This is a genomic window from Pararcticibacter amylolyticus (assembly GCF_003130405.1).
Classification (GTDB): domain Bacteria; phylum Bacteroidota; class Bacteroidia; order Sphingobacteriales; family Sphingobacteriaceae; genus Arcticibacter; species Arcticibacter amylolyticus.
This window is the reverse complement of record NZ_QEAS01000002.1, coordinates 199196-219410: the sequence shown is the minus strand read 5'-3', so window position 1 is coordinate 219410 and position 20215 is coordinate 199196. Positions and strand designations below refer to the sequence as shown.

Genomic DNA, 20215 nt, shown 5'->3' with positions numbered 1-20215 from the left:
CCTGTGGTTTTCAGGACTTTTTACTTTCTATCTGGACTTGGATTTTAAGCCTTCTAATTTTTGACTCTCATTTTGAACTTTCACCCTTGAATTCCAGACTTTGAACTTTTTACTTTCAACTCTGAACATTCAACTTTTTTATATATCAAATCTCTCCAGCTGCTTCAGCAGTGTAGCGAAGTCCTTCGGGTAAGGAGCTGTTACTGTGATTTCTGTTTCGGGGGCTATATGAAAAGTGAGTTCTTTAGCATGTAATGCAAAGCGCTTCATGATCGGCAGTTCTTCCTGATCCTTTCCAAGATGGTATCCCCTTTTGATATGAGAGAGGAATACGGGTTTGCCGCCGTACATTTCATCTCCGGCGATCGAAGCTTTCTGGGTGGCAAGGTGAATGCGGATCTGGTGCATCCTGCCCGTTACGGGTTGACATTCGATCAGGGTGTAATGCTTGAAGTATTTTATAGAATTAAAAAGCGTTTCTGCAGGTTTGCCTTCCTGTCTGCTGATGCTAACGTTTTTATTGCCAAGATTAAGGATGGGAAGGTCTATCCGGAGATCGTTAAAGACGTGAGTGCCGTTCACTACAGCGTGATAGACCTTCTTTATTTTGCGCCGTTCAAATTGCATGGAGACAGAACGGTAAGCCTCCGGTTTCTTTGCTATGATGAGGCAGCCCGAAGTTTCTTTATCAAGCCTGTGGCATACCTGGGCGTCGGCCGAATATTGCCTGGCAAGGCGTAAGATGCTTAGTTCCCCTCCTTCGCGTTCATCCAGCGAACTGATGAACGGCGGCTTATTCACTACAAATAGATCGTCATTTTCAAAAAGGATCAAATCCTGTATCTTCGGTATCTTCACGGCGCAAAAATACGCATTAAAGGGATAGTTTGGGTATGTGGCATATTTTTTGACTTTGTCAGGGTATCTATCTGTAAATAAAATGAATCAATCAAAGATATCCGGAGAACCGCGTACTGACGTGGTCCTTATCGGCGCTGGTATCATGAGCGCAACCCTTGGTATTATGTTAAAACAGCTTGAGCCAGAGTTAAGTATAGAAATTTATGAACGAATGGATGCGGCGGCGACGGAAAGTTCGGATGCCTGGAATAATGCGGGGACAGGTCATTCTGCTTTCTGCGAGCTAAACTATACACCCCAGCTGCCCGACGGCACAATCGAAACAGCGAAGGCTGTGAAAATTGCAGAATCCTTTGAGATATCCAAACAGTTCTGGGCTTCAACGGTGCAAAGCGGCTATATATGCCCACCTAAGAACTTCATCCGCAGCATCCCGCATATCAGCTTTGTGTGGGGAGAAAAGAATGCGGAGTATCTTAAAGAACGGCATGAAGCGATGGTCCAGCACCCTCTATTTAAAGAAATGGAGTTCTCTGATGATCCTGCAGTGCTCAGGAAGTGGATTCCTCTCGTCATGGCCGGGCGCAGTAAACAGGAGAAGGTTGCAGCAACCAGGATGGCTATTGGCACCGACGTGAATTTCGGAGCCCTCACTAAATGTATGTTTGCTAAGCTGAAGGATCTGCCGGATACAAACCTGCATTTTAAGCATGAAGTGAAGAAACTTCACCAGGGCAGCGACGGCACCTGGAACATCGAGGTAAAAGATCATGTGACTGGCAAAAGCCGTAAAGTGCGGGCAGGGTTTGTCTTTATTGGTGCCGGAGGAGGCTCACTACCACTACTTCTGAAGTCGGGAATTAAGGAAGGAAAGGGTTTTGGCGGCTTTCCTGTTAGCGGCCAGTGGCTCGTATGTACAAATCCGTCTGTTATTGAGAAGCACCATGCGAAAGTCTATGGAAAAGCGGAAGTTGGCTCTCCTCCCATGTCTGTCCCCCATCTGGACACCAGGGTGATCAACGGGCAAAGGGCTTTGCTGTTCGGGCCTTATGCAGGGTTTTCAACTAAGTTCCTGAAGCAAGGATCATTCCTTGACCTGCTCCTTTCGATACGGTTAAATAATATTATTCCTATGATCTCTGCGGGCCTTGCCAATATTCCGCTTACCCGGTATCTCGTAGGGCAGGTTGTGCAATCGCCGGAAGACAGAATCAGAGCTTTGAGAAGCTATTACCCCGAAGCGAAGGCCGAAGACTGGAAGCTTGAAGTGGCCGGGCAACGGGTTCAGGTAATTAAGAAGGATCCGGAGAAAGGGGGAATTCTGGAATTTGGAACCGAGGTGGTGAGTGAAGCAGATGGTTCCTTAGCCGCCCTCCTCGGGGCCTCGCCGGGAGCCTCTACTGCTGTTGCCATCATGCTTAACCTGTTAGAGCGATGCTTCAGCGGGAAATTCAAATCAGAAAAATGGCAGGCAAAACTAAAGGAGCTGATCCCTTCTTTTGGCCTTTCACTTGACGAGCATCCTGAACGTTGTGCGGAGCTAAGAGAGTGGACAAGCGCTGTCCTTAGTTTACATACAGAAGAAAAAGAACAGGTGAATGCAGTATAGCCGGGTGATTAGTGGCTAGATGGCTTCGGTTTTTTTTAATTTGTCTTTTCCAAGGATGTATAGCAAGGCTGCAAGCGATACTACAGCTGCAATATAAAAGTTCAGCGGTATCCTGCTTACCTCATTCTGATAGATCCATCCGGCCAGAAGTGCACCTATGCCAATGCCTGCTTCCAAAGCAATATACATTGTGGCCATCGCCATCCCCCGGCGTTCCGGATGGCTCAGATCTACCGTCCAGGCATTGATTGCCGGAGACAGGATCCCCGAGGCAATGCCATATACAACCGATGCAACCAGGAACGAAGCGGTCGAATCCGCCTTTCCTATCAGCACAAAAGCCAGGCAGAGCAAAACTAAGGCTACTTTAATTACTTTCACCCTCCCGTAACTATCGGATACTTTTCCCGCTATAAACCGGATCAACAGCGATGATATGGTGAAGGTCATGAAGAACAGACCTTTATTTGTCATTCCCAGGTGTTCCCCCTTGTCGGGTACCAGCGTGATCAGAACGCCGTACCCAAGGTAAGAAAGTAATGTGACGAGTGCCGCCGGGAATACTCTCCACTCAATGATCTCATTCCTGGAGATCTTTAAAAGGGAGGTACTGAAGCGCTGCTTCTGAGGAACAGTTTCTTTCATGTTCATCAGGATGATGATCGACATCAGTGCAAACGCCGAGGAACAGTAAAAAAGTACATTTATAGAGTAGCTCCCCGTTATGGCGCTTCCAATTGCAGGGCCTATGGCCATGCCCGTACTGAAACAAAGCCCGTGTATTCCCATGGCTTCCCCCCAGCGGTTTACCGGTACGATGTCTGCAACATAGGCTGCTGTGGCGGTAGGCTTAAACCCCGTTGAGAATCCATGAACCAGGCGCAGGAATAAAAAGCCCGAGACACTCGTAAGCACCGGGTAAAGAAAACCGCAGACAAAACATACAATGGATCCGACTGCCATTACAGGCACCCTTCCTACCGTATCGGTCAGTTTCCCGCTAAAAGGCCGGGAGATCCCTGCTGTAAGAGTAAATAAAGCTATGATCAATCCCTTATACTCAGCCCCTCCTATTTTTGTCAGATAAGCCGGCAGTTCGGGAATCAACATGTTAAAACTGGCAGAAAAAAGTAAGGAACTGAAGCAAAGGAGGCCGAATGACCAGTTATAAATAGGGTGACGCTGAATGGACATAGTAAGCTGCAAAAGTACAACCTCCGGGGGGATAAATGTCTTTTTATTTGAAAAGTGATGCCCGAATGATGAAATATTGATTGTAAAGCATAATTTTTGTGGTTTGATATCCTGATGTTCAGCACCGCCGCGCAATACAGCAAATTTATTAAAGATGAAGCCAGCAGGCTCGGCTTTGTATTTTGTGGTATTTCGAAAGCTGATTTCCTGGAAGAAGAAGCGCCCCGCCTGGAAAGCTGGCTAAAAAACAGTTTTCATGGAAAGATGGGATACATGGAGAATCACTTCGATAAACGGCTGGATCCCCGGAAGCTGGTAGAAGGTGCTAAATCCGTCATCTCCCTTGGATTTAACTATTATACAAAGGAAAAACAGGCTGATCCGGAGGCTCCGAAGATATCGAAATATGCCTACGGACAGGATTACCATGATGTTATAAAAAGCAGGCTGCGGGAACTGCTTCACGCGATGTCGGAAAAGATAGGTGATGTCGGGGGGCGGGCATTTGTTGATTCCGCGCCGGTGCTCGACAGAGCCTGGGCCAGAAAATCAGGACTTGGGTGGATTGGTAAACACTCCAATCTGATTAGCAGAAAGCACGGATCTTTTTTCTTTCTCGCCGAACTGATCGTTGATGTTGACCTCGCATACGATGTTCCTTTAACGAAAGATTATTGTGGTTCCTGTACACGTTGCCTGGATGCATGCCCTACCGAAGCGATCTTATCTCCGGGAATAGTAGACGGCAGCAGGTGTATCTCTTATCTTACGATAGAATTGAAAGACGAATTACCCGGTGGGTTCCGGGGAAAGATGGATAACTGGATGTTCGGGTGTGATGTGTGCCAGGATGTTTGTCCCTGGAATCGTTTTTCTTCCAGTCACGAAGAGCCTGCGTTCCGCCCGGCTGAAGGAATACTTGAGATGACTAAAGCTGAATGGCAGGAGATAACGGAAGATGTTTTCCGGAAGATATTTAAAGGATCTCCGGTAAAGAGAACCAAATTCAGTGGCTTAAAAAGGAATATAGACTTCCTTAAGCCTGTAAATTATTCTCCTTCCCCGGGGGAGGAAGGAGAATAAATACTATTTACCAAATTTCTGTTTCAGAAGTTCGAGCATGTCGTCAGTAATGGGTTCAGTCTTTTTCTTCGGCCCTTCTTCCCTGTTGCCCCTGTTATCAGGCCGGAAATTTCCTTTTTGAAACTGCGGCCGCTGTTCGCCACGGTGCTGATTGTCCTTAAGATCAGCACGGTCAATCACCACAGTTTTCTCTGTCTGTTGCTTGATGATTACCTTCTTTTCATTCCAGCGTACCCAGATCTTCTCCAGACAACGTTTGGTATACAAAGGAAAATCACCCTGCTGCATCCATGAGTAGTAGCTCGGTTCAGCCTGGAAAACCTCCTCCACGCATTTTCCCTTATGCTTACCGAAATTGAACACTTCAATTCCGTCTTCATTGAAGACAATTCTGCCCGCAAAATCTACCGGACGGCTCAGGTTTGTGAATGAATGAAGAGCCTCGATGTCGTTTTTTACAGGGACAGATTTGTTACCTTTCCTGTCTTCCCATTCCCTGCCTTCATATTTATCCAGCTGCGCCAGCAGCACCTCGTAGGTGGCCATCGTATCGGCCTCAGCAGAATGTGCATTTTCAATCGCTTTCCCGCAGTAAAACTGGTAAGCAGCTTTTAAGGTACGTTGTTCCATCTGGTGAAAGATGTTCTGGACATCAACAAACCGCCTGTTTTCCAGGTCAAATTCTACCCTCGCCCTTAAGAATTCCTCCATCAGCATCGGGATATCAAACTTGTTGGAATTGTAGCCTGCAAGATCACAATCTTTCAGGAATTCAGCCAGTTCAGGGCCAATTTCCCGGAAGGTCGGAGCCTCTTTTACATCCTCGTCAAAGATCCCATGGATCATAGACGTTTCGTAAGGTATAGACATCCCGGGATTAACCCGGGTGCTTTTCATCTCTTTTGTATCATCAGGAAATACCTTCAAAATGGCTATTTCAACTATTCTGTCCAAGCCAATAACTGTTCCTGTTGTTTCCAGATCGAAAAAAGCAATAGGACGTGTAAGATTGAGTTTCATCAGTGTTTTATTAAGGGCAAAAGTCCGCTTGCCCTCTATCGTTTTTTTCAAATGTCGGAAAATTAATGGGATTTACGATCTTTGATTAATGTTTTATGAATAATTCAGCAGGCGGGATCCAACATCTGTCGGTTTGAAGATCTTAAATAAAATACAAACAATCCTTGTATATATTTGTATCGGTGCCTATCTTGTCACGGGCTTATCCTTATTTCAATGAATAAACTAATTTATGCGATTTTACTCCTGAGCGTGACATCGGTTACTGCCCAGGAAACAGACTTTCCTTTCGGAAAACCTACCCAGGCTGAATTTGAGTTAAAGAGGTATGATAAAGATACCACAGCCAATGCTGTAGTGCTCCGTGAATTTGGCACCGCTTATGTCAGCACAAATGTCGATATCAGCGTGGTATTTGAGCACCATGTCAGGATTAAGATCTTTAATGAAAAGGGCTTTAAGAACGGTACGGTCAGCATCGTGCTCCATAAGAACGACGCAAACGTTTTTGAGAGAGTGAGTGATATTGAAGCTGTTACCTATTACCCGGACGAGCAGGACCTGATGAGGTCAGCCGCCCTCGATCCGAAGCAGGTATTTAAGGAAAACAGAAGTAAATACGCTGATATAACCAAATTTACCATGCCTAACCTCCGCAACGGGTGTATCATTGAATATAAATACCGTATCGAATCGCCCTTCCTGCGGCATTTCCGCAACTGGGAGTTTCAATCGGATATTCCAAAGATATACAGCGAATACCTGGCCCGTATTCCCGCTGTCTTTTCCTATAATGTATCGTTACGCGGCCCTTACAAGCTCACAAAAAACACCGGGACCGTAGAGAGGGAATGTTATAACGCCGGGGGCGGCTTTAAGGCGGATTGTTCGGCGCTGACTTATGCCATGGCAGATGTTCCGGCATTCATAGAAGAGGATAACATGACGGCTTCCTCTAATTTCCTGTCCGCCATGTTTTTTGAGTTAGCAGAGTATGTGGATTCCAGGGGCGTGAAACATAAAGTCACGCAGGAATGGAATGCCATTGACCGTGATCTGAGATCGAGCGAGGAGTTTGGTAGTCAGATGAAGAAGAAGGATTATTTCAAAGAGAAGCTTGCTCCGCTGACAGGTAATATCACAGATCCTCTGCAGAAAGCCCGCGCGATCTATGATCATATCCGGAACTGGTACAGGTGGGATAATATTTATGGGATCTATACAGAATATGGGATTAAGAAAGCGTACGAGAGTCATACAGGGAATGTAGCGGATATTAATCTGTCCCTGACCGCCGCACTGTTATCCGCCGGGCTGGATGCTGAAGCGGTACTTCTTTCTACCAGATCTAACGGCTTAATTAATAAACTTTTCCCGGTAACCAGTGACTTTAACTATGTCATTTCAAAAGTGAATATCAGCGGACAGTCCTATCTGCTGGACGCTACAGAACCGCTAATGCCTTTCGGACTAATCCCAATCCGGTGTATAAACGACCAGGGCCGGGTCATGAGCCTGAATAAGCCATCTTACTGGGCTGACCTGAAGGCTTCTCAAAAGGAATCCAAGACTTATACATTTGATCTTACTCTTGAAGAGAACGGCCTGTTAACCGGTAAGATGTCGTTTATCTCTTCCGGATACGCGGCGTATTCAAAACGTCAGTCTATGAAGAAGAGTACATCGACGGATGAATATATTGAAAAACTCGAAGAACGGTGGCCTAAACTCAAGATCCTGAAATCCCGGATAGACAATGTAGACTCCCTGGATAAACCGGTCACTGAAGTATATGATATTGAGATCAGGGCTTTTGACAATTTGAATAAAGACCGGATATTTCTAAACCCGTTTCTGATGGACCGGGTGAACGAAAACCCCTTTAAGCTGGCTGAGCGAAGCTACCCTGTTGACCTGGGTTCCGCGTCTGATACAAGGGTGGTACTGCATCTCCAGTTTCCTGCGAAGTATGAGCTGCAAAGTAAGCCGGAGACTATTGCACTTGCCCTACCTAATAAAGGTGGAAAGTTCATTATGCAGGCGAACCAGGAAGAGAATTCCTTTAACTTTTACCAACTTACTCAATTGGAAAAAGCTATCTATCAACCGGATGAATACCTTTATCTGAAAGAGCTGTTTAATAAGATCGTTCTGGTCCACAAAACAGATATTGTGCTTAAGAAAAAGATATGATGAGGTTTTTGCCCATTTTCGTGGTATTGTTCTGGTCCCTTCTGAGCTCTGCACAGGAGCGTTATGCTGTTTCTGTAATTCCCAAAAGCCTCATTAACAGGGCGTCTGCTGTGGTACGGGATCTGGATTATGAGGTGATTATGAACAAGCCTGACGATCTTGCTTATAAAGTGAGATCGGCCGTTACGGTGATGAACAGTGCCGGAGATGACGAAGGAGAGGTTGTTATTTTTTATGACAAGCTCTTCCAGGTAAAGTCGGTGAAAGGGATCATATACAATGAGTTCGGTCTTCCTGTAAGTAAATTTACTGAGAAGGACTTTAAGGATGTGAGCGCTGTAAGCAACGTCTCTCTGTATGAGGATGACCGCGTGAAGTATTTCAGACCTGCCATGACCACCTATCCCTATACAATCGTATATGAATCCGAAATCAGATCCAGGCAAAGTCTGTTCCTTCCCACCTGGCGCCCTGTGCCCTCAGAAGGCGTTGCTATCGAGAAAAGCACCTTCAGGTTTACCGGCCCTGCTGATTATAAGCTCAGGTACAGGGAGTATAATTATCCCGGAAAGGTTGAGGAGAATACGGAAAAAAATATAAAAACGTATAAATGGCAGCTATCTGATATTCCGGCTGCCAGGTTAGAGCCCTATAGTCCCGATCCCGACAGATACCGGACGCGGGTAAGGCTGGCGCCCGAAACATTCGCTTACCGCGGCATTACAGGTAAGTTCAGTAACTGGACGGAATTTGGTACCTGGGTGAACGAAAATCTGCTGAAAGGCCGGGATGTTTTAAGCCCGCTCACCAAACAGTATATCAGCGAACTGGTGAAAGATACGAATGATCCAAAGGCTAAAGCCAAAATGATCTATGAATACATGCAGAATAAATGCCGGTATATCAGTGTACAGATCGGAATCGGCGGGCATCAACCCTATCCGGCTATCGATGTTGATCGTCTTGGTTACGGCGATTGTAAGGGCCTTGTCAATTATACCAAGGCTTTGCTGAAGGCCGCAGGCATAGAATCATATTATTGTATTGTAAATTCCGGCGCTTTTAAAAAAGATGTCTCTCCTGACTTTGCTTCTTTAAATGACGGGGATCATATCATTCTATGCCTGCCATTTAAAAATGACACAACATGGCTGGAATGCACCAGCAAACACTATCCTTTTGGTTTTCTGGGTGACTTCACAGACGACCGCCTCGTTCTTGCCTGTACACCTGAAGGAGGTAAGCTTCTGAAGACACCTAAGTTCGCAGCTTTGGAGAACCGGCAAACCCGGAAGGCCAGTTTTAAGCTGGCGGAGGGCGGTGATCTCAGCGGTAAGATTCAGACGCGCTTTGAAGGGACCCAGTATGACAATCACGATATGCTCGAAGGTGAGCCATTTAAAGAGCAGGTGAAGGAGCTGGTCAAGCTCTATCCGCTTCCGAATCTTGAGATTGAGGCGTTTGAGTTTAAAAAGGAAAAGGGCTTAAAACCTGTTACCATTGAAAATATTGATTTCCAATCCAGGGCCTACGCCGCACTAAGCGGGGGGATTATGTATATCTCTTTAAATCCGGTAAATAAAGAGAAGCGGGTGATGCCGGATCTGAGGATCCGCAACAACCCGCTTTTTATTAACAGAGGATACATTGATGAAGACGAGTATACATTCGAACTTCCTGCGAAGGCTAAAATTGAATACCGTTCCGGCAATACCACCCTGGAAAAGCCGTTTGGCAAATATACAGCGACAGTAAATGTCAAAGATAATATTGTTACCTACCGGAGGGTACTGCAAATGAATGAGGGAACATATCCCAAAGAGCAGTATGCTGAGTTTGTGAAGTTTTACCAGGATATCGTGCAGGCCGATAACGACCGTCTGATACTGAAGTTTTAACTTTTCTTCCACTTGATGGCGCAGCCAACCGCTTTGGTAGTGCTGGTGGCAGGCTTCTGTCCTGTTGCGAGTGCATTAACCGCCTCTTCTACATAATTAGTTCTGCCGGTATTAGTTCCTTCAGTGTCGTTATCAATAGCGCCTATGTAAGATACCCTGTTTCCTGCAGATGTCTTTTGTAATATAAATACATGCGGAGTCTTTGTGGCGCCAAACCTTTTGGTCACCAGGTGATCCGGGTCGAGCAGATAAGGGAATGCATATCCTTTTTCTGTTGCCCGTTCCTGCATTTTTTCGAAGGAATCACCCGGCTGTACACCCGGATCATTTGGATTTACAGCAATTACGGGGTAATCCAGTTTACTGTATTTTGTATTCAGCTCTATTATACGCTGTTCGTAAGCATTGGCTACAGGGCAGGTATTGCAGGTAAAGATTACAATAAAGCCTTTCGCTGTTTTAAAATCTGAAAGAGAGACGGTCTTTCCATCTACATTCTTCAGGCTGAAGTCTTTGGCTATATCCCCTACCTGGTAACCGGCTACCGGTTGCGCCTTCAGGAACAAGCCCGTTAATACGAAGCATAATGTCATTAAACTTTTCATGGCTGTATTATTTGAATGATTGATATATGGTATTCAGTTCTTCAAATGTTAGTTCCTTTTCATAAAATTTACGCACCTTCTTCCCTCCGTTCGCGAACAGGGTGGCTGGAATTGCCCCCGACCAGTCTTTGCTGATTCTGTCGATGTATTCCTGCTGGTTGCTTTCATTCAGCAATAAAACTTCATTTTTCAGGCCGGTCTTTCTCACAAAGGGCTTTACCGCAGGCTCCAGCTTTGATTTGAAATCAAGGCTTATGAGCAAGATCTTCAATGGCTTACCTTCGTACGCGAGCCGGAGTTTTTCAAATCCCGGAAGTTCGGCTACACAGGGTGCGCACCATGTCGCCCAGAAATTAACGATGTAAGTGGTGTCTTTTCCGCTGGCAATACGCTCCTCCAGCTGATGGATGGTGATCAAGCGAACTTCCTGTGCTTTCATAGCGGTCGTAGAAAGCAGCAATATTAGCCCAATGATTATTCTTAATGAATTCATTATCAAACATAAAATAACAAAGCCAGGAAGAGCCTGGTTTGAATATAACGAAAAAATTACCAGCTTGTTGTTTTCCGGTCTCCGGCAGCTACTGTCTCCTTTACAGATCCGCACCGCGAAAAATACTTATAATACCACGGATCTTTCAGGTCGCTGATAATGACACCTTTGCTGGTGGAGACATGAACGAATTTGTTATTTTTAAGGTAGACTCCCACATGGTCGAACTTTTTACTGAAATCAAAGAAAACGAGATCCCCCTCCTGCAGCTCCTCCTCATACTTACGCTTTACATTTTCCGCCATATCGCGGGCGGTGCGGTCGACCTTCCTGTTGTAGATTTCCTTCTGGAGAATAGTTGTAAAGCCAGAACAGTCAGTTCCGCCTTTATCCATTCCGCCGCCACGGTGGGGCACTCCCATCCAGGAGTCAATGAACTTATACAGCTTCTCGTTTGTGATCTCCCTTTCAGGTACATTCAGTAAAGCGGAGTATCGCTGGGTGAGGCTTCCCGATACTGCTTTTCCCCTCATCCCCGATGCATCCGTCAGAATCTTCCTGCTCCCGCAGGAGGAGAAAAATAATGTAATGGTTACCAGGGCTGCAAAAGTTGTTTTCAAATGCTTCATCTTTCCTAATAGTTAGAGTCTCATATTCAGAGATCCCGGGTTGTCCTTACCCCTGTGGTGATCAGCTTTTTAATAATCTTTGTATATCGTCCAGCTTCATCAGTGCTTCTACAGGAGTTAAAGTATTTACATCAAGATTGTTGAGCATATCACGAATCTTGACCAGTACGGGGTCATCAATAGAGAACATTTGTAATTGATATGCCTGTTGCTGTACCTTCTTTATGCTGTCTTTTATATGCTCACCCCCGGTCCGCTCCTGCTCCAGCCTCTTCAGGATCTCATTTGCCCGGCCGATCAGTTTTGGCGGCATGCCGGCAAGCTTCGCGACGTGGATACCGAAGCTGTGCTCACTGCCTCCGGGAACTAATTTCCGAAGGAAGATCACTTTATTGCCTGCTTCTTTTACCGAGACATTAAAGTTCTTTACCCGGTTGAATGAATTGGCAAGTTCATTGAGTTCATGGTAATGAGTTGCAAACAAAGTCTTCGCACGTGCTCCGGGATGATTATGCAGATATTCCGCTATCGCCCAGGCGATTGAGATCCCGTCGTAAGTAGACGTCCCCCGCCCTATTTCGTCGAGGAGGATCAGGCTGCGGTTCGAAAGATTATTGAGGATACTTGCGGTCTCATTCATTTCTACCATGAAGGTTGATTCGCCCGAAGATAAATTATCCGAAGCTCCCACCCTGGTGAATATCTTATCCACCAGGCCTATCCTCGCCTGTTTGGCCGGTACAAAACAACCGATCTGTGCCATCAGTACGATGAGACCCGTTTGTCTTAAAAGGGCGGACTTACCCGCCATGTTAGGCCCTGTAATAATAATGATCTGCTGCGTTTCCGTATCCAGGAACACGTCGTTCGTAATATAATCCTCACCTACGGGCAGCTGTTTTTCAATCACAGGATGCCGGCCGCCTTTGATATCAAGTACGTTATCTTCCGTTATCAGGGGTTTTACATAGTAATTCTTTATAGCGATGGTAGCAAAGCACAGCAGCACATCCAGTTGCGCTGTAAGATGAGCATTCAGCTGGATTGGCTTAATGTATTCAGATAGGGCATATACCAGCTCATTATACAGCCTGGTTTCGAGTGCAAAGATCTTTTCTTCTGCCCCCAGAATTTGTTCCTCGTATTCTTTTAGCTCCGGTGTAATATACCGTTCTGCGTTGACCAGCGTCTGCTTCCGGATCCATTCAGACGGCACCTTATCTTTATGGGCATTGGTAACTTCCAGATAATAGCCGAAAACGTTATTAAACGCCACTTTCAATGAAGGGATACCGGTTGCTTCTGCTTCCCTTTTCTGGATTTCGACCAGGTAATCTTTCCCGCCGAATGCTATCTTTCGTAAATGATCGAGGTCTTCATTCACCCCCTCTGCAATAACACTTCCTTTTGCCACCATCACCGGGGGCTCAGCCTGCAGTTCCTTTTCTATCCTCTCTCTTATCAGGCTGCAGGGGTTCAGCTGCTCGGCTATTACTTTCAGGGAATTGCTGCCGGCGGCAGAACAATAATTCTTTATTTTCTCAATAGAATAAAGCGCCCTTTTAAGCTGGCAAACTTCCCTGGGATTAGCCCTTTGAAGGCCGATCTTCGAGATCAGCCGCTCCAGGTCGCCGATCTGCTTAATCTCCTGTAAAAGGTTTTCCCTGAGCTCTTCGTTGTCCTGCAGAAACTCTACAATATTCAGCCGGTCTTCAATCGGCTTTTGTTCTTTGAGAGGCATAACAATCCACCTGCGCAGCAGGCGTGCCCCCATCGGGGAACAAGTCTGATCCAGTGTATCCACCAGTGTAACAGCGTTTTCGTTGGAAGACCCGATCAGTTCAAGGTTTCGGATAGTAAAGCGGTCAAGCCACATGTACCGGTCTTCTTCCACTCTAGATATTGAGGAGATATGCTGCAGATTCCGGTGTTCTGTTTCATTAAGATAATGAAGGGCAACGCCGGCCGCTGTAACAGCGAGGTTCATCCTTTCAATCCCGAACCCTTTGAGTGAGTTCACCTCAAAATGCTTCAGTATTGTTTCATAAGCATAATCGCCGGTATACGGCCATTCATCGAGTGTATAGGTGTAAAACCTGTCTCCGTAACTTTCGGTAAAGTCGCGGTGGCGGCTTTTAGGAAAGATCACTTCGCTGGGCTTAAAACTCTGAAGCAGTTTATCGATATAGTCACTGGCGCCCTGAGCCACCAGAAACTCCCCTGTAGAAATATCCACGAAGGCAATCCCCACTGTATTTTTATCAAAGAACAGGGAAGCTAAGTAATTATTCGATTTTTGCTGCAGGATATTGTCATTGTAAGAAACCCCGGGTGTTACCAGTTCCGTTACCCCCCTCTTTACAATGGTTTTCACTGTTTTGGGATCCTCCAGCTGATCGCAGATCGCTACCCGTTGTCCGGCTCTTACCAGTTTCGGAAGATATGTTTCAAGGGAATGATGCGGAAATCCCGCGAGCTCAATATGAGATGCAGAGCCATTCGCCCTTTTGGTTAGTACAATGCCCAGAATGCCGGATGCCTTAACCGCATCCTCACCAAATGTTTCATAAAAATCACCTACTCTGAACAGTAATAAAGCGCCGGGGTATTTGGCCTTGATACTGTTATACTGCTGCATTAATGGTGTTTCTTTCGTCGTACTCTTTGCCAAGCGAATCTCCTTTTAAACCCGCTAAGTTAAATCTTTCCGTGGTTCGAGTGTTTTTTTGTGGAAAAAAGAGGAGATGTGGAAAGGATGAGGATGCAACCCTCTGCCGCTTTTTATTCGTCTTATATAAAATGAGTAAATAATAATACATGGATAAGCCGGTGGCGGCTAAACTATTGAGTGATTTACTTATCTAACATTTAAACACACACAAGATGAAAGCGCTTAGAAGAATTCCGCTGCTCTGTTTATTATTTCTGATTACAGGCAGCATTACGGGCACAGGACGAGCTAATGCCCAGCCGGGCGTTAGTGTTTCCCTACAGGTTTTTTATGATGAGCTTGCGCCGTACGGGCGGTGGATGGACTATCGCGGGCACGGACGGGTTTGGATCCCTGCTGTGGACGCCGGTTTTCAACCGTACGGCACCCGCGGCCACTGGGTAGTAACAGAATACGGCAATACCTGGGTGTCTGACTATGACTGGGGATGGGCGCCGTTCCATTATGGACGGTGGTTGTACGATGATTACTATGGCTGGATGTGGATCCCCGGCAGTGATTGGGGGCCTGCATGGGTAAGCTGGCGTTCGGGAGGAGGATATTACGGATGGGCACCATTGTCTCCCGGTATCGATATTAACATCAACGTTAATATTCCGCTTCTCCGGTGGATATTTGTGCCTGAACGTTATATAGCCAGTCCGGCAGTGTATTCCTATTGTATCCCGCAGACGCGGCGGGTGAATGTTTATCATTCTACCACCATTATTAATAATATCTATGTAAACAATAACAGACGATATTTCTATGGCCCGCAGCGGCGGGATATCGAAAGAGCAACCGGCAGCAGGGTTGTGGTAAGGCACGTAGATTATCAGGATCGTCCCGGAAGGACTTATGCTGACAACCGATCTGTCAGGGTTTACCGCCCGGAAGTAAGAAGGGACGGCGAAGGCAGGGACCGGAACGACCGCTATTCACCAGGTTCGCCTGGCAGGGACAACCTCCGCCCTGGTACTTATGACAGGCCGGATCGTTACAATCGTCCTGACCGCTTCCCATCATATTCTGATAACAAAAAGCCGGGCGACCGGCAAAATTCTCCGGACAAGGCAATCAGCAATCCATCTGAAAGGACTGAGCCGAGGGGAAATGATCAGAACCCATATTGGAGGGGCCGGGATTCACGGCCATCACGTGAAGCCGGTGATAATAGCGGCAGCCGTCCGGACCGCCCCCCCGGAAGAGAGTATCCGGCTCAAAGGCAGGAGCCTTCCCAACCCCAGCGCGATAATACCCCGCGTACAGGCGAAGGCCGGCAGCGACCCGATATCTTCAATCAACGGACTGAACAGTCCGGACCGCAGCGGGATAACAGTCAACGTACACCCGAAAGGCAACGGCCTGAAACGTATGAGCAAAGACCGCAGCGGACTGAGCGCGGCAGCCGGCCTGAGTCACAACAAAATCGTGGCAGAAGCAACTCTTCAGGGGAAAGGCCCGGGAGAGCAGAAAGACCAATGAGGGGTTAATTGCAATTGAGCGGTAAGCTATATCAGTTCAGGGCTTAATTGTATAAACTGAAGGCCGGATTATTGGGGAATCCGGCCTTTCTTCTTTTCAGGAGCTCATGCCCCTCCTTTTAATTTTTTATCCAGGGCTATTTCTTCCTTTGCCTTCTCTATATTCTCACGGAAGTTTTGCTCTATTTCACTGTCCCGGTACTTTGCCTCATTACTGGTCATATCCCCCGCATTGCCAGCTTCAAAAGCTGCCTGTTCGCTTCCGGGAGGATTGTCACCCAACAAGTTTTTTGTAAGGGGGCTGTTCGTTCCCACCGGACCAGGATCGCCAGGCGTGCCTGGTAAAGTCCTTTCTGTGAAGTTTTCGAGATCTTCTTCACCCTTGGAAGGCTCGCCTGTTGCTTCGTAAATATCTCCATAATCACCGGATACGGTATCCTCTTCTTCCAGTCTCTGAACGAGTTCATCGTCATTCCGCTGTTCCTGTTCTTCCAGATCCAAGGGGCTTACATTATTTGAGCTTTCGTCATCTTGTCCCTGAAGATTATCATCTTCCATGGGAAAATTCTCTTTTTCTATCATAGGTATGTTTTTACAGATTGAATCTAAAGAACATCAGTAAACCACATTTGTTCTTGCATGCAGTCACCTGCGCTCAGCCGGAGAGCAAATTCTGAAATCTTCAATTTCTTTTATATATGTATATATGATAAAATAAACCGTACATTTGGAACACACAAGCCTTTGAAGATCACCGCTTTTTACATCAAAAGACTATTCGGAAATCCTATTACCATTCAGGCATTCGCATTTTGCCCCTATCCTGCATGAATGCACTGTGTATCGGCGTTCACTCCACTGTGAGTCCACATTATCGGTCATATATGCGGACTCACAGTGGAGTGAACGCCGTTTGCCGGACGAAACTTGCTGGATTTCTCAGCAAAAGTACGTCAGGTTCAGAAGATATCATTTGTGGGGCCTTAAAAGTAAAGAGTACAGGCAGTAACGGTGAATGATGTATACGTTAAAGATAGAAATTTCGATGAGATGTTCCGGGAAATAATTTTAAAAAAAAGAACCAACTTATTTGGACTAATTACAAACAAGTCTTACTTTTACGGCAAGATTAAAAGGATGCAGGCTACTTGTACTCAGCTTACGGAAATTTTTAAAACAGGACATGGTGCTGTCTATCAGTGCAACAGGAATAATGTTTTAGTAATTGACTTCGCCGGTCAGCGCTGTTCTTTTAAAATAAGCCAGCTTTTTGATTTTACCAGGAAGGTAAACAATATAGATCTGGCGGCGATGATAGAAAATACCTCGAGGCACGCCGATGTCGCTATTCTGATGCCTTATTATACTGAAAGGTGCTTCGTTCTCACTATCCACGAAGTGGTTGCACTTAAAGAACTCCTTTGCGGTGCCAAAGCAATGATACAGCTAAACAGCATGATTAATGAGTGCTTATTGCAGTACGCCTGATTTAGATTAATTCTTTTTTGTTTTAGAGTCAGACTTTTAGTGCATTTTCTTGTTAATTTTACTGAATAGTAAATATTAAATGAATTTGTATGAAAGATCTTTTGAGGCTACGCACTTCCCTTTCTGAAGAAATGGAAGCGCTTTTAAATGAACAGATAAAGATGGAAGCGTATTCGTCGGCCATTTATCTTTCAATGTCTTCGTGGTGTAATCAAAACGGATACGATAACAGTGCGCAGTATTTAGAAAAGCAGTCAGGTGAAGAACGCGAGCACATGCTGAAGATATTCAGATATGTGAATGATATGGGAGGACGTGCCATATCGCCCGAAATAACGAACATTCCACAGGATTTTGAATCGTTCAGAGGGGTATTTGAGCAGGCTCTGCAGCAGGAAATTAACGTCACAGCCAGTTTCAACCGGATGGCAGACCGTTGCCTGAAAGTAAAGGATTTTATGACTCTCCAGTTCCTGCAGTGGTTTTTGAATGAGCAGCGTGAAGAAGAATATGTTGCCAGAAGAATACTGGAGCTCTTTGACGTGATCGGAGAAGAAGGAACCGGTAGATGGCAAATTGATAAACACATTCCCGGAGTAAGTTATTCTGAATAATTTAGATTTTTGGCATGATGTTTAGTGTATTCCATATAGAATTAAATTAATTTGACCATTATGGATATGAAAAACAAATCAACAATTGCAGGAGTTGTGCTGGCCGGGCTGGCAACAGGAGCTGCAGCATGGTATCTTTTTGGTACTTCTAATGGAAAAGAAGTATGCAGTAAATTGATGAACTCAGTAAAGGACCTGAGTGATTCAGTTGCAGAAAAAGCAAACGGAACCATCGACCATCTATCTAGCCGGATTAACAATGTATCTGACAGAGTAATGGCATAATTAGCATAAAAATATTTATTTTTGAGGCCCGTAAGGGCCTTTTTTTATGCTCCTGGGGTTGGTTTTTAGTGATATATTTTTGAATGATCGTTTCTCTGACTATAGTGCGGTATCCTAAGATTTATATTCCGGTTGCGGTACTTGCTATGGCTTTACATCGTATTCCTCTCTTGTTTAACGGTAAATGCTCCTTTTGGAAGCTGCTCGGTTCGGGATACGGCGGGACTTTTTCTTTGCGGCCGGATTTGCAGCAATGGGGCCTGTTCGCTGTATGGAGTTCAAGGGAAGATTTTGAATCCTTTTATCGCAGGTCGCTTATAAAAAAATGGTGGAGTACTTTTGGGAGCAGCAGCTGGACTATTCTTTGTACACCGCTGTCAGGGCATGGGAAATGGGACGGTAAAGAGCCGTTTGTATTTGATGAGGATTTAAAGGATTACAAGGGAAAGATAGCTGTGCTGACAAGAGCTACTATCAGGCCTTCCCGTCTGAAGAACTTTTGGAAAAATGTAGACGCGGTGTCACGCATTATGAAAAGTTCACCCGGGTATGTGATGTCTGTTGGGGTTGGAGAGGCTCCGCTATATAAACAGGCAACTTTCTCCTTATGGGAGTCGGAGGAAGACATGAAGAAATTTGCTTATTCTTCAAAAGAACACAGGGATGTTATCAGGAAGACCAGGGAGGAAAACTGGTATAGCGAAGAGCTGTTTGCACGGTTTAAACCGGTAGAAGTTTATGAGTCACCCGCAAAAAATAATTACTAATATATAGCCCTTAATCATTCACAAAAATAAATTTTCTTTTATGCGTATTGTTGCTGAATTGCCAAGGCCGGATTGTAAGATCACAATTTTCTCTTTGAATATGAAGTATCTCGTGAAGTTTGAAAAAGGTGTGTTTGAACAAACCTACAAGATTTCTGAACTCGAAATTACCGGAGGAGTTAATGGGGTATTTAAAGTGCTTGATGAGGCATTTATCTCTGAAGTTGTAAAACGGTTTGATGATATGAAAGCTGATTTTTCTGCGGCCTGGCAGCGAAATGAGGTGTAGTGTGTGTTGATGTGTTTAAATTTAAGATATTGACTGATAGTTGTTTGTGTGTTCTGCCAGAATTTAATTCTGTGGTTTAGTTCAGGTTGAGCTGTTTTCTTGGTTAGAATGTTAAATGTTTAGTTTGTTAATTGGATTTATTGTATTAATAATCAATTGATTATAATTGATTTAATGTCGGATTCAAAATATTATTTGGGCACTTATATACAAAGTTAACCCAAGCCAAATTATATTTCATTAAATATTCTAACATCTTGTATGGGAATGTTTTTAAATTGCATCTGTTAAAAACCCTTATAATATGAAAGAATATCAAGCCGATGCTTTAACAAATAAGTATGGTTATTTGGTTGGGAAGGTGGTTGATGGAAGATTTATATCTGCAATATTCAAGACTCCATTCAATCATACTAGAATACATGAAATTGCCCTTAATCTGATCAAGAATCTGTCCTCCTTTGATATATACCGGCATCAGTCTGAATTCGATGTGGTAGTTGCTTTTGATCTGGATAGTTGGAAGCCGGATCTGCCCTTCGACTGGCTCTCTCTTTTTCAATTTCTTGAAGAACATCCTGATCTATCTCTCCCAGATTAATGTGCATGGCAAAATTGAAATATTTTCCTTTTGCGAACCCAGGCACGTAAGTTTGGCATATTTCTACAATAAGTCCTTGGGGGAGCTTGTTTGCTTCTTCTTCTATTAAGGCTTCTATTTTTACCAATAGTGCCTCATACTGTTGTTTGATGGACTGTAATCTTTCCATGATTTTTTAAATTTTGAAGTGAATAAATTGATTTATACTTTCGCTGTATTGTTTGAAACTATATAACATAAAATAAAAAACTTGTACTGATAATTTATTGCTGCTCGAATTACGACCTCGATAGCCCACGCAATATAGATCATTTAGTACGCTGTCATGGCGTAGCTGTATCTTTATGCGTGGTAGGGCGTCGTAACCCTGAGTAGCTGAAGAATTTCTAGCT

The 20215-nt window shown here is 45.0% G+C and carries 19 protein-coding genes; 11 read left to right on the top strand and 8 right to left on the bottom strand.

Translation table 11 applies throughout. The annotated features are described in order from the left end of the window. Positions 1-138: 138 nt before the first annotated feature. Positions 139-858 carry an RluA family pseudouridine synthase gene (locus DDR33_RS03375; protein WP_109414350.1) on the bottom strand — a complete coding sequence of 240 codons (720 nt, stop codon included), beginning with the start codon at positions 856-858 and terminating at the stop codon, positions 139-141. A gap of 82 nt (positions 859-940) precedes the next feature. Here DDR33_RS03375 and DDR33_RS03370 point away from each other — a divergent pair, with 82 nt between their 5' ends. Further along, positions 941-2470, top strand: coding sequence for a malate:quinone oxidoreductase (locus tag DDR33_RS03370; protein WP_109414349.1), 1530 nt, complete (start codon positions 941-943; stop codon positions 2468-2470). 15 nt (positions 2471-2485) lie between these two features. On the opposite strand, the gene DDR33_RS03365 is transcribed toward DDR33_RS03370, so the two are convergent. Next, the gene (locus DDR33_RS03365) at positions 2486-3664 is read right to left on the bottom strand and encodes an MFS transporter (RefSeq protein WP_109414554.1); all 1179 of its coding nucleotides are present in this window, start codon (positions 3662-3664) and stop codon (positions 2486-2488) included. Positions 3665-3778: 114 nt separating this feature from the next. Between DDR33_RS03365 and queG the strand changes: the two genes are divergently transcribed. Further along, positions 3779-4747, top strand: coding sequence for a tRNA epoxyqueuosine(34) reductase QueG (queG, locus tag DDR33_RS03360; protein ID WP_109414348.1), 969 nt, complete (start codon positions 3779-3781; stop codon positions 4745-4747). A gap of 3 nt (positions 4748-4750) precedes the next feature. Here the strand turns inward: queG and DDR33_RS03355 are convergent, their stop codons facing one another. Continuing rightward, positions 4751-5767, bottom strand: coding sequence for a 3'-5' exonuclease (locus tag DDR33_RS03355; RefSeq protein WP_109414553.1), 1017 nt, complete (start codon positions 5765-5767; stop codon positions 4751-4753). A 216-nt stretch (positions 5768-5983) separates the two neighbouring features. Here DDR33_RS03355 and DDR33_RS03350 point away from each other — a divergent pair, with 216 nt between their 5' ends. Both DDR33_RS03350 and DDR33_RS03345 read left to right on the top strand, forming a co-directional pair. Further along, positions 5984-7960 carry a DUF3857 domain-containing protein gene (locus tag DDR33_RS03350; protein ID WP_109414347.1) on the top strand — a complete coding sequence of 659 codons (1977 nt, stop codon included), beginning with the start codon at positions 5984-5986 and terminating at the stop codon, positions 7958-7960. Then, positions 7957-9858, top strand: a complete 1902-nt coding sequence (locus DDR33_RS03345) for a DUF3857 domain-containing protein (protein ID WP_238387649.1) — start codon at positions 7957-7959, stop codon at positions 9856-9858. The genes DDR33_RS03350 and DDR33_RS03345 overlap by 4 nt, the downstream gene beginning before the upstream one ends. Here DDR33_RS03345 and DDR33_RS03340 read toward each other — a convergent pair. The 4 genes from DDR33_RS03340 to mutS all read right to left on the bottom strand — a co-directional run bounded on the left by DDR33_RS03340 (position 9855) and on the right by mutS (position 14256). Continuing rightward, positions 9855-10463, bottom strand: a complete 609-nt coding sequence (locus DDR33_RS03340) for a thioredoxin family protein (protein WP_109414345.1) — start codon at positions 10461-10463, stop codon at positions 9855-9857. The genes DDR33_RS03345 and DDR33_RS03340 overlap by 4 nt on opposite strands. Positions 10464-10470: 7 nt before the next feature. Beyond that, positions 10471-10956 carry a TlpA disulfide reductase family protein gene (locus tag DDR33_RS03335; protein ID WP_109414344.1) on the bottom strand — a complete coding sequence of 162 codons (486 nt, stop codon included), beginning with the start codon at positions 10954-10956 and terminating at the stop codon, positions 10471-10473. A 56-nt stretch (positions 10957-11012) separates the two neighbouring features. Continuing rightward, positions 11013-11585: a C40 family peptidase gene (locus tag DDR33_RS03330; RefSeq protein ID WP_202913644.1), complete on the bottom strand. Its 573-nt coding sequence runs from the start codon at positions 11583-11585 to the stop codon at positions 11013-11015. A gap of 61 nt (positions 11586-11646) precedes the next feature. Then, on the bottom strand, positions 11647-14256 hold the full coding sequence (gene mutS / locus DDR33_RS03325) for a DNA mismatch repair protein MutS (RefSeq protein WP_109414343.1): 2610 nt from the start codon (positions 14254-14256) through the stop codon (positions 11647-11649). Positions 14257-14468: 212 nt separating this feature from the next. Between mutS and DDR33_RS03320 the strand changes: the two genes are divergently transcribed. Then, positions 14469-15788, top strand: coding sequence for a DUF6600 domain-containing protein (locus DDR33_RS03320; RefSeq protein WP_109414342.1), 1320 nt, complete (start codon positions 14469-14471; stop codon positions 15786-15788). Positions 15789-15884: 96 nt separating this feature from the next. On the opposite strand, the gene DDR33_RS03315 is transcribed toward DDR33_RS03320, so the two are convergent. Next, positions 15885-16361 (bottom strand): hypothetical protein, encoded by a 477-nt coding sequence (locus DDR33_RS03315; protein ID WP_109414341.1) that lies wholly within the window; start codon positions 16359-16361, stop codon positions 15885-15887. A 555-nt stretch (positions 16362-16916) separates the two neighbouring features. Here DDR33_RS03315 and DDR33_RS03305 point away from each other — a divergent pair. The 6 genes from DDR33_RS03305 (at position 16917) to DDR33_RS25530 (ending at position 19823) form a co-directional block, all read left to right on the top strand. Then, complete coding sequence (locus DDR33_RS03305; RefSeq protein ID WP_146198693.1) at positions 16917-17267, top strand: hypothetical protein; 351 nt, start codon at positions 16917-16919, stop codon at positions 17265-17267. A gap of 89 nt (positions 17268-17356) precedes the next feature. Beyond that, positions 17357-17881, top strand: coding sequence for a ferritin (locus DDR33_RS03300; protein WP_109414338.1), 525 nt, complete (start codon positions 17357-17359; stop codon positions 17879-17881). Positions 17882-17947: 66 nt separating this feature from the next. Beyond that, a complete protein-coding gene (locus DDR33_RS03295) occupies positions 17948-18166 on the top strand; it encodes a YtxH domain-containing protein (protein WP_158280626.1) in 219 nt (72 codons plus the stop codon). Positions 18167-18249: 83 nt separating this feature from the next. Then, positions 18250-18933 carry a DUF3291 domain-containing protein gene (locus tag DDR33_RS03290; RefSeq protein WP_109414336.1) on the top strand — a complete coding sequence of 228 codons (684 nt, stop codon included), beginning with the start codon at positions 18250-18252 and terminating at the stop codon, positions 18931-18933. Positions 18934-18973: 40 nt separating this feature from the next. Then, complete coding sequence (locus DDR33_RS03285; RefSeq protein WP_109414335.1) at positions 18974-19222, top strand: hypothetical protein; 249 nt, start codon at positions 18974-18976, stop codon at positions 19220-19222. Between the two features lie 304 nt (positions 19223-19526). Next, a complete protein-coding gene (locus tag DDR33_RS25530) occupies positions 19527-19823 on the top strand; it encodes a hypothetical protein (RefSeq protein ID WP_146198692.1) in 297 nt (98 codons plus the stop codon). Positions 19824-20215: the final 392 nt, after the last annotated feature.

Bases quoted from the DNA above. Each gene is read 5' to 3' on its own strand.
- DDR33_RS03370 (WP_109414349.1), top strand. From the start codon at position 941: ATGAATCAATCAAAGATATCCGGAGAACCGCGTACTGACGTGGTCCTT.
- DDR33_RS03365 (WP_109414554.1), bottom strand. From the start codon at position 3,664: ATGTCCATTCAGCGTCACCCTATTTATAACTGGTCATTCGGCCTCCTT.
- queG (WP_109414348.1), top strand. From the start codon at position 3,779: ATGTTCAGCACCGCCGCGCAATACAGCAAATTTATTAAAGATGAAGCC.
- DDR33_RS03355 (WP_109414553.1), bottom strand. From the start codon at position 5,767: ATGAAACTCAATCTTACACGTCCTATTGCTTTTTTCGATCTGGAAACA.
- DDR33_RS03350 (WP_109414347.1), top strand. From the start codon at position 5,984: ATGAATAAACTAATTTATGCGATTTTACTCCTGAGCGTGACATCGGTT.
- DDR33_RS03345 (WP_238387649.1), top strand. From the start codon at position 7,957: ATGATGAGGTTTTTGCCCATTTTCGTGGTATTGTTCTGGTCCCTTCTG.
- DDR33_RS03340 (WP_109414345.1), bottom strand. From the start codon at position 10,463: ATGAAAAGTTTAATGACATTATGCTTCGTATTAACGGGCTTGTTCCTG.
- DDR33_RS03335 (WP_109414344.1), bottom strand. From the start codon at position 10,956: ATGAATTCATTAAGAATAATCATTGGGCTAATATTGCTGCTTTCTACG.
- DDR33_RS03330 (WP_202913644.1), bottom strand. From the start codon at position 11,585: ATGAAGCATTTGAAAACAACTTTTGCAGCCCTGGTAACCATTACATTA.
- DDR33_RS03320 (WP_109414342.1), top strand. From the start codon at position 14,469: ATGAAAGCGCTTAGAAGAATTCCGCTGCTCTGTTTATTATTTCTGATT.
- DDR33_RS03315 (WP_109414341.1), bottom strand. From the start codon at position 16,361: ATGATAGAAAAAGAGAATTTTCCCATGGAAGATGATAATCTTCAGGGA.
- DDR33_RS03305 (WP_146198693.1), top strand. From the start codon at position 16,917: ATGCAGGCTACTTGTACTCAGCTTACGGAAATTTTTAAAACAGGACAT.
- DDR33_RS03300 (WP_109414338.1), top strand. From the start codon at position 17,357: ATGAAAGATCTTTTGAGGCTACGCACTTCCCTTTCTGAAGAAATGGAA.
- DDR33_RS03295 (WP_158280626.1), top strand. From the start codon at position 17,948: ATGAAAAACAAATCAACAATTGCAGGAGTTGTGCTGGCCGGGCTGGCA.
- DDR33_RS03290 (WP_109414336.1), top strand. From the start codon at position 18,250: ATGATCGTTTCTCTGACTATAGTGCGGTATCCTAAGATTTATATTCCG.
- DDR33_RS03285 (WP_109414335.1), top strand. From the start codon at position 18,974: ATGCGTATTGTTGCTGAATTGCCAAGGCCGGATTGTAAGATCACAATT.
- DDR33_RS25530 (WP_146198692.1), top strand. From the start codon at position 19,527: ATGAAAGAATATCAAGCCGATGCTTTAACAAATAAGTATGGTTATTTG.